A 13,187-nucleotide genomic window follows, 5' to 3' on the forward strand; every position below is an offset into this window, starting at 1 on the left:
CTATCTCTCCCGTTTCAGATTAAAACTAAATTCTTTCTTTCTATTCCAAAAATCAAAAACCTCAATTCTCACCTGAAAAAAGTCTAAATTTGTATTCAAAGTTGGAAAATTATTGATTTTTATAGGTGTCCCCAAAACTTCAGGATATAACCTATAATACGTCTTATATATATAGCCTGCTGCAATTGAATCTTTCGAGTACACTGAATATGGTTTATAAAATTCTTCCATAGGTATCTCATCAAGTAATATATCATACATTAATTTGTTTGCAAAGTAAAGCTTTATTTCTTTAAGACCAAGCATATTATTGTTAATTTTTAGAAAAGCATTCATTTCAATTTTTGGATAATCTCCTGTAAAAGTATAAACAGAACCTCTATTATATTCTACTTTCTTACCATCTATAATCAATTCTTTCAAGATAATATCACCTTCAGGTGGAGCAATTTCAAAAAATTCCAAAGGATCCACTAAAATAGATTCATCATGGTTCCTTATTTCAATATGACAATGTGGTTTGACTGCTTCCCCCGTTTTTCCTGAATAAGCAATAACATCTCCTTTAGAAAAACTAATTTCATTATCGGAAAATTCTATAACCACTTTTTCATTTTGAAACTCCTTAACCACGTCATCTACAATTGGCTGTAATACATAATTAAAGCTTCTCAAATGTGCATACAATGAGCGATAACCATTGGGATGTTGCAAAACAATAATGTTACCATAAATTGGATCGTTTAACTCTAACCGAACTACATACCCCTCATAAATTGCTCTAATGGGAATTCCTTCTTTAGAAAATGTACTAAAATCAATTCCTCCGTGAAAATGAGGAGAATTCCCAGTGCTTCTAAACTCTGCAAATGAAGAAGTTAAATAACTATCATCAACTGGTGGAATAAATCCCGAAAAAGACAGTACAGAAATAAAAACTATTAGTAAAAATAAATTTTTTTTCATATCTATTGTCAAACCTCCTTAAAATTTATTCTATCAATCTCATACAATAACAAATCCAAATTTATCTTTTTTCTAGCTGATATAAATATAGCTTTTTTATATTCACCCTTTAATTTTTTCAAATAATCCAAATTACAAAGATCAATTTTATTAAATACAAGAATCATTTTCTTATCTTTTATTCCGAGCTCTTCTAATGTTTCAAAAATCACCTTTATTTTATCTTTAAAGTTAATATCTGATGCATCAACAAGAATTAAAATTAAATCCGAATAAACAATCTCCTCTAAAGTTGAATGGAATGCTTCAACAATTAATGGATGCAATTTCTTTATAAACCCCACGGTATCTGAAAATAACACATAAGCCCCAGATGGTAGCCTTACCCTTCTTGTGATAGGAGACACCGTTGAAAACATCTCATTTTTAGAGTAAAGTAAATCCTTTGATAAAGCAGAAAGCAAAGTAGTTTTTCCAGCATTAGTATACCCAACAATTGAAATCTTAATTAAGTTTGACTTTATCCTTTTTTTTCTTTGAACATCCCTATTTTTTCTTATTTCATACAATTCTTTCTCTAAAAAAGAAACTCTCTTCTTTAAATACCTTTTTGTATACTCCAACTTTGTCTCACCAGGTCCTCGTGTTCCAATACCACCACCAAGTCTTGAAAGTTCCTTTCCTTTTCCAACTAAATACGACATAAGATATTTCAACCTGGCAATTTCAACTTGTAATTTTCCTTCCTTTGTTTTAGCATGTTTTGCAAATATTTCCAATATCAGTTCCGTTCTATCATAAACCTTGTTTTCAATTGTCCTTTCGATGTTTCTTCTTTGAATAATAGTTAAATCATCATTTATAATTAAATAATCTATATTCCCACTTTCAAATAACAAATTAAATTTCTCCAAAAAACCCCTACCAAAATAAAACCTTGCATCAGGTTTTTTTCTTTTTTGAAACACCCTATCTATTACGTTCCAACTTAAAGTTTTACACAACGATTCTAATTCATAAAACGATTCGTCAATAAATTCACTATAAATACCAGCTATAATAACATTATTCTTCTCCATTACTTTCCTTTTCATTATTTTCACTTTCATCTTGCGACTGTTTACTCGTTAATCTAACAAACGCCTCAGGCATAATAGTACTTACAGCATGTTTGTAAATTAAATTTTGCTGACTACCATTTTCCAAAAGCATGGTAAAATTATCAAATGATCGTATAATCCCCTTAGTTTGAAAACCGTTTACTAAATAAACTTTTACAGGAATTTTGCTAGTTCTTAAAATGTTCAAAAACCTATCCTGTAAATTAAATTTCTCTGCCATACCTATTCCCCCTTTTTAACGTATAGTTCCTTTGGAAAAGAAAAATAAACATTAACACTCTTAATAAAAATATCCGTTTGTTCTCCATCAACTAAAATATAAATTCTATCTATACCATTTATGTTCTCAAATAACGAATATAAAATCTGTAAAACTAACATTACTTCTCTATCAATTGAATAGTTTTGTATACTTTTAGAGGACAAATCTATAATCAATGCCGTATCTACAAAATAATATGCATTCAAAATACCTTTTGGTACAAATGTTTCGATACCATCACTAAGTTTGTATGTAGAAAGTTTCTCAAAAATTTCTTGTACAGAATTAATTTTCCCAACATCTAGGAAAATTATATCATCATTTTTCACAAAAGCAATCTCAGAAGAAAATAAAAACAATGAAAAAAACAAAAACAATAAAATCAATTTTTTCACATAATTTCCTCCTCAATGAACTTTTTTATATCATTCCACGTTTCTTTGGGTGCAAATATTATTATTCCAGGCAAATCCTTTGGTAATTGTACAAAAGGTAAATAGTATATCTTAAGTTTAAATCTTTTTGAAGTCACTTTTCCTATTTTTTCTGATATAGAAAATATCTTCCAATCTTTACCATCAAAATCTGGAGAATAGTTTGGAACAAAAATTATATTTAAATTAGAATCTTTAAACACCAACGCAAAACTCTTTGAATCATACGAATCTATCTTTTCTCCAAAAACTTTAACTATTAAATTGTCAATATTGTATTCTCTAAAAAACTGAATAATTACTCTTCCAGGGAGCTTGTTAATCTCCATCTCAAAGTTTAAATCTATCTTTTTTGAGAAAATTATAGCCCCTTTTTCAAATAATGAATCATCATAGTAAATTAACCCTTGTGAGTAAACTTTCAATAAATCTTCATTCTTCGAAATCTCTAACTTATATTCTCCATTATAATCAAACTGTATATAGCTTCTAAAATCAACAACTTTAGATATTATCATATCCGGTAAACGATAACTTTTTTCATCTTTTCTAAAAGGTATATCAAAAAACTTAAATATATCTTCAATTGAAACCTCTTCTACTGGTTTTTCATCCAAAACTAATACATTTCTTGAAAAAGAAACGAATTTTCCTTTCCATTCAATATATTTAAACGAAGAAATGGCCCCTGTAGATGGAGATTCCACCCTTAAAAAATTTGAATAATCGTTTAACAAGGCATAAGTAGAATCAAAATCAATTTCTTCTATTTTTATAGATCTTCCACCATAGCTTATATTAAACGCAAAGGAGATTATAGCAACAAAAACAAGCAATACAGAAAGTCTTCTCAATATTTAAAAACACTCCTTCCGATAAATTCTCTTATTAAAGATGTTCTAGGAATATCTTCAATATTTGTAATTGGGAGGAAATATTCCAAAATTTTCAATAACCTTGTTACTTCAGAATACTCTGGAACATTGTCTGGAACAACTATTAAAAGCTGCTCAGCAAAAATCTTTAATACTGAAATCTCGTATACAAGCGCACTGTTAAACATTATATCGGCATTTTCTTGGTAGGGAAAGATATTTCTATCTTCTCCTCTTCTCACACTTGGCCACATCTTCAACGTTGCTAAAGCATCATGATTTCTGAATTTACTATCTCTAACTATTCTTCTTAAAAGTCTTGTATCTGTTGTATGCAATCTATTTGTATTATCCAAATTCAACTGTGTCAATGCACTAGCATAAATTTTATACTTTAACTCCTCGGGTATTTGTTCTGTTAATCTTGTGTTCAACCCATGTATACCTTCTACTATAATAGGTTGATCTTTTTCAATTTTCAATATTTTACCTTTTTTTCTTTTTCCCAAAGTAAAATCAAATTTTGGTATTTCAACCTCTTTACCCTCAAACAAATCCAATAAATTTTTATTAAACAAATCAATATCAATTGCCTCAAGAGCTTCAAAATCTGGTTTTCCATTTTCATCAACTGGAGTTCTTTCCCTATCTACAAAATAATCATCCAAGGAAATAGCAACAGGTCTTAGCCCACTTGCCCTTAATTGCACCATCAATCTTTTTGAAAAAGTTGTTTTTCCGCTAGATGAAGGCCCAGCAATCAAAATAAGCCTTACATTCTTCTTTTTCTTTATTTCTTCTGCTATAAACGCAATTTTTTTTTCATGAAGTGCTTCTGACATTATTATCAAATCAGTAACGCTTCTCTCACCCTTTGCAATTAAATTATTTAAATCCCCCACGCTATCAATATTCATTATCTCTAACCATTTTTTGTATTCAATGAAAACTTGGCTCAATTTAGGAAGGGGCTTAAATTCCAGTACGGGTTTTCCATTCTTAAAAACAGGCAAGACTAACACAAAACCATTCTCATACTTTAACAAATCAAAATATTTTAAAACTCCTGTAGAATAGGGCATATACCCATAAAAATAATCAAAACTATCTCCAAGTTTATAAACTTTCACAGTTTTTTTCTTACGATACCTCAACAAATTTATTTTATCGTAATATCCAAAGTTCTCAAACAATTTTAACGCTTCACTTTTCATAAACTCAAATTTCAAAAATCTTTCATCTTTTTCAATTATTTCAAGCATTTTTTCTTTCACAACCAAAATTTCATCGTCAGCTAAAACTTTTACTCTGTTATTTGCATCCTTTAATTCGCAATAAATAGACTTACCTACACTGTGAGAAACTTTTAAAAAGTATTGCGGATACATTTTTTTTAAAACAGATTTTAATATAAAAAGCAAACCTCTTTGATATATTCTAAATCCGTCAACAGAATTAACATCTAAAAACAAAACCTTACCAGAATAATGTAAAGGCCTAAACAATTCAATAATTGTATTATCTATCTTCGCCGCTATTATAGGTGAATCATAATATTTTGAATAATTATCTACAAACTTTTTTAGAGTTTCACCTTTTTCAACTTCTACAACTCTACCATCATCCAAAAATTCCAACTCTATCTTTTCCATATTTCCCCTCCTTTAAATTTTCCACGTTATTTCGAATGATTTTGGATCATGGTAAGTAAAATGTATATGATACACTAAATCTTTTACCTTTTTTAACTTTGACTTCTCAATAAGATTCTTAAAATGAGGATGTAACTTAATAATTACTTCTTTTGCTTCCTTTGGCGCCTCTTCTATTTTTTGATATAAATTTTTAATTGTTATCTTTGGAGAAACAATAAAACCAGCCCCACCACATACAGGACATGGTGAAATATAATTCTCAAAAAAAGACCTTACAGTTCTTTTTCTTGACATTTCCAAAAGCCCTAGTTTTGTAAAACCAAATATTTCAATTTTACTTTTATCTTTTTTTATTTCTTCGCTTATCTGTTCTAATAACATGTTTTTCATATCATTTGAATCCATATCAATAAAATCAACCAAAACAATTCCACCAATATTCCTTAAACGTAATTGCCTGAAAATTTCCGAAACTGCCTCTTTGTTTGTTTGAAATGCAGTTTCTTGTTGACTTTTTCCTTTTACAAAATGCTTTGAATTGACATCTATTATAGTTAATGCTTCAGTTTTATCAATTATTATTTCTCCACCCGAAGGCAATGAAACCTTTCTACTAAACAATTCCCTAAAATATTTGTAAATATTCATGTAATCAAAAGTATCACCATCTATTATTTCAATTTTTGGCCTTTTAATGAAAATTTTTAAATATTTCTTTATTGTTTCTAAATGTTTTAAGTTGTTAGTAATAATCAACCTTACATCCTTTGTTAACTTTTCTCTTAAAACATAATCGAGCAGATTCTCTTCTTTATACAAAATTTGAGCTTTCCTTTTACGTTTAAATATCTCTAAAACTTCAAAAGCTCTATTTGCCAGCAAATCCATTTCAGATTGAATATATGATTCATCCAATCCTTCTGCAGCAGTTCTAATTATAACACCTAAATTAGAATTTTCAGAAATATATTTTGCAATATCATGCAATCTTGCCCTCTCATTTTCATCTTCAATTTTTTTTGACACCCCTATAACTTTAGAAAAAGGAAATAAAACCATATACCTTCCCGCAATACTAATATTTGCAGTTAACTGTGGCCCTTTATCTCCAACTGGATCCTTTTTTACTTGTACTAATAGTTTAGTTCCTTTATCTATCTTTTTCAATGAGAAATAATTGTAATATTCTTCTGGGATATCTTTCAATCTTAAAAAACCATTTTTTTTATTTCCGATATTTACGAATATTGCGTCTAATGCATTTACTACCTTTTCTACACGTCCAAGATAAATGTTACCAGTAAGCTTTTCTTCTTCATCAGACACAATTTCAACTAATCTATTATTTTCAATAACTGCATAATGTAAGTTATCTTCAACCGAATTTAAAACTAACACTTTTTCCATGCTTTCAAAATCCTTTCATATACTCCCTTTGGTTTTCATTTAAAACGTCAATCTCTATTCCCAAAGATTTTAACTTTAAATCAGCAACTTCTATATCCAATTCCTCAGGATAACCGTATACTTTGTTCTCTAACTTACCATGATTCTTTTTTAAATAAATTAACGACAAAGTTTGAAGGGCAAAAGATATGTCCATTATTTCTATTGGATGACCATCAGCTGCTGCCAAATTTACCAATCTTCCTTCGCCAATCAGAAAAATATTTTTCCCGTTAATTTTATATCCTTTAACATTTGGTCTTGCTTCAAATACAAATTCTGCGTTTTTTTCAAGCTCATCAACCGGAATTTCAACATTAAAATGCCCTGCATTTGCTAGTATAACACCATCTTTCATATTAACAATATCTTCGTATTTTACCACATCTTTCATTCCAGTTGAAGTAACAACTATATCTGCAATTTTTGAAGCTTCTGACATTTTCATAACTCTATAACCATCCATTAGTGCTTCTAAAGCTTTAACTGGATCAACTTCTGTTATAATAACATTTGCACCTAATGCTTTGGCTCTCATTGCTATTCCACGGCCACACCATCCATACCCAGCAACAACAACATTTTTACCTGCAATTAGTGTATTTGTGTTTCTCATAATTGAATCCCATGTCGACTGACCTGTCCCATATCTGTTATCAAATAAATACTTCATACGAGCATTGTTAACTGCAATTACCGGAACCGATAGTATACCACTCTTTTCCAAGTTTTTAATTCTTCGTACACCTGTAGTTGTTTCTTCGGAAATTCCCTTAAGATTTTTTAATAATTCTTTTCTTTCAGTATGTACAATAACACTCAAATCCGCCCCATCATCAAGAATTAGATCAGGATTGTAATCAAGTACTTTATTAAGATTTTCATAATAATTTTTTTCATCGTTTGTTCTCTTTGCGTGAACAATTATCCCAAAATCTTTTAAAGCTTCTGCAACATCATCTTGGGTTGATAATGGATTGCACCCAGTAACAAAAACTTCTGCTCCCAACCTTTTTAGAGTAATTGCCAAATAAGCTGTTTTAGCTTCCAAATGTATCGCCATTGTAATTTTTATTCCATCCAAAACCCCTTTATAATTTTTCTGCAAATAATTTAAAAGTGGCATATAATTTGAAACCCACTCAATTTTCTTTATACCAATCATACTATACCTCCCTATTTAATTTTTAACACTTTATATTTTATCACATATAAGTGAAAATCTAACAACTCTTTACGTTTAGTCTAAAATAAAAATAGCTTTTTGCAGTATTTATGACTTGCTTTTAAAATTAAATATATTAAAATTTTTATAGACACCAAAACAAAGGAGTTTAAAAATGGATCTAAAAAAATATTTGGAAAATCTAAATGTATCTTCAAAAGGTACGCCACAAAAAAGTTGGGATGAGTATTTTTTAAAAATAGCGCTTATAATATCCACACGTTCGTCTTGCATCCATAGAAAAGTTGGAGCGGTAATTGTAAAAGATAAAAGAATCCTTGCAACTGGTTATAATCAACCTCCTTCTGGTTTTCCCCACTGTAATGAAATTAACTGTATAAGAGATGATTTAAATATCTCCTCTGGAAAAAACCAAGAAATTTGTTATGCACTTCATGCTGAACAAAATGCTTTAATGCAAGCTGCAAAATTTGGTATATCTACCGATAATTCCATAATTTACGTTACACATAAACCTTGCTCCGTCTGTGCAAGACTTATAATAAACGCTGGAATAAAAAAAGTCATATTTATCAATGACTACCCTGATCCATTAACAGATTTTTTGTTTAAAGTATCAGAAATAAAAATTGAAAAATATGGAGGTGTAATAAATGAAGAGGGATGAACTTATCAAATATTTAAGAATTGATAGATGGCCAACCGTTTGGTGTCCAGGTTGTGGAAATGGAATAATAATGAAATCATTTATCCAAGCCACTCATGAATTGAATTTAGAAAAAGACAGAGTAGCAGTTATTTCTGGAATAGGTTGTTCTTCAAGAGCAACTGGATATTTAGATTTTAACACAATGCACACACTACATGGAAGAGCCATAGCATTTGCAACAGGGGTAAAACTTGCAAAACCAGATTTCAAAGTGATTGTAATGGGTGGTGATGGTGATTTAACAGCTATTGGTGGAAACCATTTTATACATGCTTGTAGAAGAAACATTGATTTAACTGTAATAGTGTTTAATAACATGATATACGGAATGACAGGAGGGCAACACTCGCCAACAACTCCACATGAAAAAATTACTAGTACCATGCCTTATGGTAATATTGAAAACTCTTTTGATATTGTGAATCTAGCACTATCTGCTGGTGCCACTTATGTTGCAAGAAGTACAGTCTATCATTATCCATTAACAGTAAAATATATAAAAGAAGCTATTACACACAAAGGAATGAGTGTTGTAGAAGTTTTAACCAATTGTCACACTTATTATGGTAGATATAATGGAATGAAGAATGCTTGGGACATTCACAACTACATGAAGGAAAATGCAATTTTAAAATCCAAAGCTGAAAAAATGGATAAGAATTTACTAAAAGACAAAATAATAATTGGTGTTTTCAAAAAAGAAGAAAAACATGACTTTTATGAAAATTATAAAAAAGTTGTTGCAATATCAAAAAATTCGGAGGTGTAAATAAATGGAAATCCAAAGACCATTTTCAATTAGAATCGCAGGAATAGGTGGTCAGGGAAATCTAATCGCTGGTTTAACTCTAGCAAAGGCATTAGTGAAATCTGGCAAGTATGTTGTACAAACTCAAAATTATACTGCACAAGTCAGAGGTGGACCAAGTTATTGTGATTTACTAATTTCTAATAAACCTATTGATTTTCCAAAAGCAACTCTCTTCGATATATTGTTAATTTTACATCCTTTTATGATTGAACAGTGTAAAAATGTCAGAAATAATGGTATAATTATTATTGATGATACATATATCAAAGAACTTCCACTTGAATCATTTAGGATGACCAAAAGAAAGATAAATATACCTGCTTCAAAAATTGCGCTTGAGAAATTTGGAAGCGAAATGTTTGCGAATATGATAATGTTAGGAGTTATTTCTAAAGCAACTTCAATAGTTAATATTGATTATTTAATTGAATCTATCAAAGAAAATATAAATCCAAAATACGTTGAAAAAAATATTGAGGCGGTGAAATATGGCACAACACTTACAGAAAAATTCTACAAACCAAGAATCGAAAGAAAAGTTAAAAGAACAATTGGGTTCGAATAATTTAAAAGAATCATTTTCACATGCAATTGAAGGTATATTAACAGCTATTTCTCAAGAAAGGAATTTAAGAATCCATTTTTTTGTAGGATTTGTTATACTATTTTTGAGTTTATTTTTGCCAATTGATAAAAATAACTATATATGGATTTTTTTCGCTGTATTTTTTGTAATAATTTCTGAATTAATAAACACTTTAATCGAAAATTTGCTTGACTTGTTTATACCAGAATTTCATCCTATTGTTAAAATAATAAAAGATATCAGTTCTGGTATCGTACTTTGGGCTGCAATGTTTTCTGTAATTGTCGGTATTGCAATCATTGGGAATTTATTGTTTAATTGGGATATAATTATTGCGAAAATCTTTGGTTTTGGATTTGTTTCCTTATTCCCATTTATATATGTTTTAGGAGTGATAAGATGGAAGAAAAAAAGATAAAAATATTAATAGTTGATGATTCGGCTTTTATGAGAATGATTCTAAAAGATGTTATTGAAAAAGAAAAAGACATGAAAATCGTTGGAATTGCCAAAGACGGTCTTGAAGCAGTAGAACTTGCTATAAAACACAAACCTGACGTCATTACATTAGACGTTGAAATGCCTAAATTAAATGGAATTGAAGCATTAAAGGAAATTATGAAACGTTCTCCTTCAAGAATAATAATGGTTAGTAGTCTTACAGAAGAAGGTGCTGATATAACTATAACTGCGCTCCAACTTGGAGCGGTTGACTTTGTCACAAAACCTGCTGGAAGTATTTCAATGAATTTTAGAAAAGTAGCAGGGGAACTAATTGAAAAAATAAGAAATGCCATGAAAATTGACGTTAAAGCTCTATCACGAACAATCACTTACAGTCATAAAACATTTAGTGTCAAATCTTTAGTTTCTGGAAAAATCGTTGTTATTGGTTCATCAACTGGTGGGCCAAAATCATTAGACCATGTGATTCCACCACTACCTTCAAATTTTCCTGCACCGATAATTCTTGTTCAACATATGCCAGCTGGATTTACAAAATCACTTGCGAATAGATTGAATAAAATTTCAAATTTAAATGTTAAAGAGGCTGAAGAGGGAGACGTACTAAAACCTGGGTGGGTGTATGTTGCTCCTGGCGATTACCACCTTGGAATAAGATTACATGATAAAAAAAGTATAGTCTATCTTGAAAAAAGCGAAAAAATTAATAATGTTAGACCTGCAGTCGATTTTACATTGGATAAGGTTGCAGAAATATACAAGGAAAAAACAATATCTGTTATTTTAACTGGAATGGGTAAAGATGGTACAAAAGGTGCATTCAAAGTGAAATACTACAAAGGAATTGTTATTGCTGAATCAAAAGAAACTTGTGTAGTATACGGTATGCCAAAATCAGTGGTTGAAGAAGGATACGCAGATTTTGTGTTGCCCGCATATAAAATACCAGGAAAACTGGTTGAAATAATTTAGGAAAATAATTTAAGGAGGTGTAAATTTATGAAAAAGCTTTTTGTTTCATTTTTTATATTGGCATTGTCTATATTTTATTTTGGGGCCTTTAAAGATGTTCCAGTAAATCACTGGGCATATGATGCTGTAAATGAACTAAGTAAATTAGGAATTGTTAGTGGAATGCCTGATGGAACTTTCCAAGGAAACCAAGGAATGACGCGTTATCAAGTTGCTGTTGCACTTTATAGAATGATGAGTTATATCCAATCTCAAATTGACAAGGCTGTTTCCAATACATCAAATGTAAGTAAACTACGAGAGCAGATTTTAACACTTTCTGATATTGTAAGCACAGCAATGAACAAGATAGAAGATTTATCTTCTCTAAAAGATTCCGTTCAGATTGTATCTTCAGATGTTAGCGAACTTAAAACGTCATTAGTTAATACTAAAAATGATGTAAAAAGTTTATCAATCGATATCTCATCATTAAAGAATAAAGTAAACGAATTAAATAACAAAATTACTATTTTAGAAAGCAAAATGCTTAATGAAGATATAAACAAATACTTGTCTCAAAAAGTTGACCTTGATAAGTTTAACAAATTATCATATGAGTTTGATAACTTTAAAAAGCAAACTGAAAATAAACTTGATGCATTAAATGGTGATATAGTTACTATAAAGACAGAAAACAGCAATATGCAGAAAACAATTGATACTCTAAATAACAACTATTCAAGCCTTGAAGAATATTTAAATGCTAAAACCAAAGCCTTGGATACAAGAATTTCTACTATTTCTGGTGATGTTACTCAGTTAAAAGTTGATTTTCAAACATTCAAATCAGATTATGATATTACAGTACAAACGTTTAATAAAAAGATTGAAAAATTAAATCAAATCGTAAGTAATTATGAAACTATTTCCACAGTTGTTGAAAATTTAAATAAAAATTACTCAACCTTAAAATCTACAACCGAAAACAAAATCGATGAACTATCTCAGGAAATAAACGAAATAAAAAATTCAAGTAATTCTACGTCTTCAACTTCAACTATCGCGTTAATCATATCGATCTTATCAGGCGCAGTCGCTGGTATAGCTTTATATTTAACAATAACCAATTAATACATAAAACCATAACAATATCCCACTACTGGATCAAAAAAAAATAAAAAAGCACCCCCGAAGCAACAAAATAAAACTGACAAGGGGGTGTTTTTCTTTTGCGAAGAAAGTACAAAATTTTTGTATTCTCCTAAAATAAAAGAAAAAATCATTTGAATTTCCCTTTGGAATTGCTCAAAGCAGAGTTCGTTTGCAGATTAATAAATAAAAGCGTAAAATATCATCTATTTCAAAAATCACATATTACTGAACATAGCACAAAAAAGAAATGACAAAAAACTTAAAGAAAAAATTAAAAAGACATATCTCAAAATACAATGGTGTTTACAGATATCACCGTAAGTATACATATTAAAGAAGTGAGAATAATAAATAATAATCTTTCAAAAAACACATACTAAATCTTTAAATTACTAAACATTACCAAGTACTACAAAAAATCATCGCTTATGTTTTTAACCAATAAAATTAAATATCTATTACAAATAACACAAAATAATAAAAAAGGTGTTTCCTAAGAGGAAACACCTTATATATGACTTACATATTATAATTTAAAATTTGATAAGTATTGATTTAGACCTTC

At 29.4% G+C, this 13,187-nt stretch carries 14 protein-coding genes; 6 read left to right on the top strand and 8 right to left on the bottom strand.

The window, feature by feature from the left end:
* From XJ44_RS00230 to XJ44_RS00265, 8 genes are read right to left on the bottom strand one after another with little or no spacing between them, the layout of a single operon-like run.
* Complete coding sequence (locus tag XJ44_RS00230) at positions 1-966, bottom strand: M23 family metallopeptidase (protein ID WP_077197697.1); 966 nt, start codon at positions 964-966, stop codon at positions 1-3.
* Between the two features lie 8 nt (positions 967-974).
* Complete coding sequence (hflX, locus tag XJ44_RS00235; protein ID WP_233119484.1) at positions 975-2,060, bottom strand: GTPase HflX; 1,086 nt, start codon at positions 2,058-2,060, stop codon at positions 975-977.
* Positions 2,032-2,307, bottom strand: a complete 276-nt coding sequence (gene hfq / locus XJ44_RS00240; protein ID WP_075665086.1) for an RNA chaperone Hfq — start codon at positions 2,305-2,307, stop codon at positions 2,032-2,034. The genes hflX and hfq overlap by 29 nt, the downstream gene beginning before the upstream one ends.
* A 2-nt stretch (positions 2,308-2,309) precedes the next feature.
* On the bottom strand, positions 2,310-2,744 hold the full coding sequence (locus XJ44_RS00245) for a GerMN domain-containing protein (RefSeq protein ID WP_075665087.1): 435 nt from the start codon (positions 2,742-2,744) through the stop codon (positions 2,310-2,312).
* On the bottom strand, positions 2,741-3,637 hold the full coding sequence (locus XJ44_RS00250) for a DUF4941 domain-containing protein (RefSeq protein ID WP_077197689.1): 897 nt from the start codon (positions 3,635-3,637) through the stop codon (positions 2,741-2,743). Before XJ44_RS00250 ends, XJ44_RS00245 begins: the two co-directional genes overlap by 4 nt.
* A complete protein-coding gene (locus XJ44_RS00255) occupies positions 3,634-5,310 on the bottom strand; it encodes a nucleoside kinase (RefSeq protein WP_077197690.1) in 1,677 nt (558 codons plus the stop codon). Before XJ44_RS00255 ends, XJ44_RS00250 begins: the two co-directional genes overlap by 4 nt.
* A gap of 12 nt (positions 5,311-5,322) precedes the next feature.
* Complete coding sequence (locus XJ44_RS00260; protein WP_084758729.1) at positions 5,323-6,720, bottom strand: Rne/Rng family ribonuclease; 1,398 nt, start codon at positions 6,718-6,720, stop codon at positions 5,323-5,325.
* Between the two features lie 4 nt (positions 6,721-6,724).
* A complete protein-coding gene (locus XJ44_RS00265) occupies positions 6,725-7,924 on the bottom strand; it encodes an adenosylhomocysteinase (protein ID WP_077197691.1) in 1,200 nt (399 codons plus the stop codon).
* Positions 7,925-8,099: 175 nt separating this feature from the next.
* Here XJ44_RS00265 and XJ44_RS00270 point away from each other — a divergent pair, with 175 nt between their 5' ends.
* Genes XJ44_RS00270 through XJ44_RS00295 form a run of 6 tightly spaced genes read left to right on the top strand, consistent with a single transcriptional unit; the run spans position 8,100 to position 12,601 of the window.
* Complete coding sequence (locus tag XJ44_RS00270) at positions 8,100-8,612, top strand: deoxycytidylate deaminase (protein ID WP_075665091.1); 513 nt, start codon at positions 8,100-8,102, stop codon at positions 8,610-8,612.
* Positions 8,599-9,423: a 2-oxoacid:ferredoxin oxidoreductase subunit beta gene (locus XJ44_RS00275; protein ID WP_077197692.1), complete on the top strand. Its 825-nt coding sequence runs from the start codon at positions 8,599-8,601 to the stop codon at positions 9,421-9,423. The genes XJ44_RS00270 and XJ44_RS00275 overlap by 14 nt, the downstream gene beginning before the upstream one ends.
* A 4-nt stretch (positions 9,424-9,427) precedes the next feature.
* Entirely contained in the window at positions 9,428-10,030 is a 603-nt protein-coding gene (locus tag XJ44_RS00280; protein WP_077197693.1) for a 2-oxoacid:acceptor oxidoreductase family protein, read from the top strand.
* The gene (locus tag XJ44_RS00285; RefSeq protein ID WP_075665094.1) at positions 9,954-10,469 is read left to right on the top strand and encodes a diacylglycerol kinase family protein; all 516 of its coding nucleotides are present in this window, start codon (positions 9,954-9,956) and stop codon (positions 10,467-10,469) included. Before XJ44_RS00280 ends, XJ44_RS00285 begins: the two co-directional genes overlap by 77 nt.
* The gene (locus XJ44_RS00290; protein ID WP_075665095.1) at positions 10,451-11,488 is read left to right on the top strand and encodes a protein-glutamate methylesterase/protein-glutamine glutaminase; all 1,038 of its coding nucleotides are present in this window, start codon (positions 10,451-10,453) and stop codon (positions 11,486-11,488) included. Before XJ44_RS00285 ends, XJ44_RS00290 begins: the two co-directional genes overlap by 19 nt.
* A 27-nt stretch (positions 11,489-11,515) precedes the next feature.
* A complete protein-coding gene (locus tag XJ44_RS00295; protein WP_077197694.1) occupies positions 11,516-12,601 on the top strand; it encodes an S-layer homology domain-containing protein in 1,086 nt (361 codons plus the stop codon).
* The last annotated feature ends 586 nt before the right edge of the window (positions 12,602-13,187 follow it).

It is taken from the genome of Thermosipho affectus (assembly GCF_001990485.1).
Classification (GTDB): Bacteria; Thermotogota; Thermotogae; order Thermotogales; family Fervidobacteriaceae; genus Thermosipho; species Thermosipho affectus.

What these genes read in the sequence shown, in the direction of transcription:
- XJ44_RS00230 (WP_077197697.1), bottom strand. Translation starts at nt 966, where the DNA reads ATGAAAAAAAATTTATTTTTACTAATAGTTTTTATTTCTGTACTGTCT.
- hflX (WP_233119484.1), bottom strand. Translation starts at nt 2,060, where the DNA reads ATGAAAAGGAAAGTAATGGAGAAGAATAATGTTATTATAGCTGGTATT.
- hfq (WP_075665086.1), bottom strand. Translation starts at nt 2,307, where the DNA reads ATGGCAGAGAAATTTAATTTACAGGATAGGTTTTTGAACATTTTAAGA.
- XJ44_RS00255 (WP_077197690.1), bottom strand. Translation starts at nt 5,310, where the DNA reads ATGGAAAAGATAGAGTTGGAATTTTTGGATGATGGTAGAGTTGTAGAA.
- XJ44_RS00260 (WP_084758729.1), bottom strand. Translation starts at nt 6,720, where the DNA reads ATGGAAAAAGTGTTAGTTTTAAATTCGGTTGAAGATAACTTACATTAT.
- XJ44_RS00265 (WP_077197691.1), bottom strand. Translation starts at nt 7,924, where the DNA reads ATGATTGGTATAAAGAAAATTGAGTGGGTTTCAAATTATATGCCACTT.
- XJ44_RS00270 (WP_075665091.1), top strand. Translation starts at nt 8,100, where the DNA reads ATGGATCTAAAAAAATATTTGGAAAATCTAAATGTATCTTCAAAAGGT.
- XJ44_RS00275 (WP_077197692.1), top strand. Translation starts at nt 8,599, where the DNA reads ATGAAGAGGGATGAACTTATCAAATATTTAAGAATTGATAGATGGCCA.
- XJ44_RS00280 (WP_077197693.1), top strand. Translation starts at nt 9,428, where the DNA reads ATGGAAATCCAAAGACCATTTTCAATTAGAATCGCAGGAATAGGTGGT.
- XJ44_RS00285 (WP_075665094.1), top strand. Translation starts at nt 9,954, where the DNA reads ATGGCACAACACTTACAGAAAAATTCTACAAACCAAGAATCGAAAGAA.
- XJ44_RS00290 (WP_075665095.1), top strand. Translation starts at nt 10,451, where the DNA reads ATGGAAGAAAAAAAGATAAAAATATTAATAGTTGATGATTCGGCTTTT.
- XJ44_RS00295 (WP_077197694.1), top strand. Translation starts at nt 11,516, where the DNA reads ATGAAAAAGCTTTTTGTTTCATTTTTTATATTGGCATTGTCTATATTT.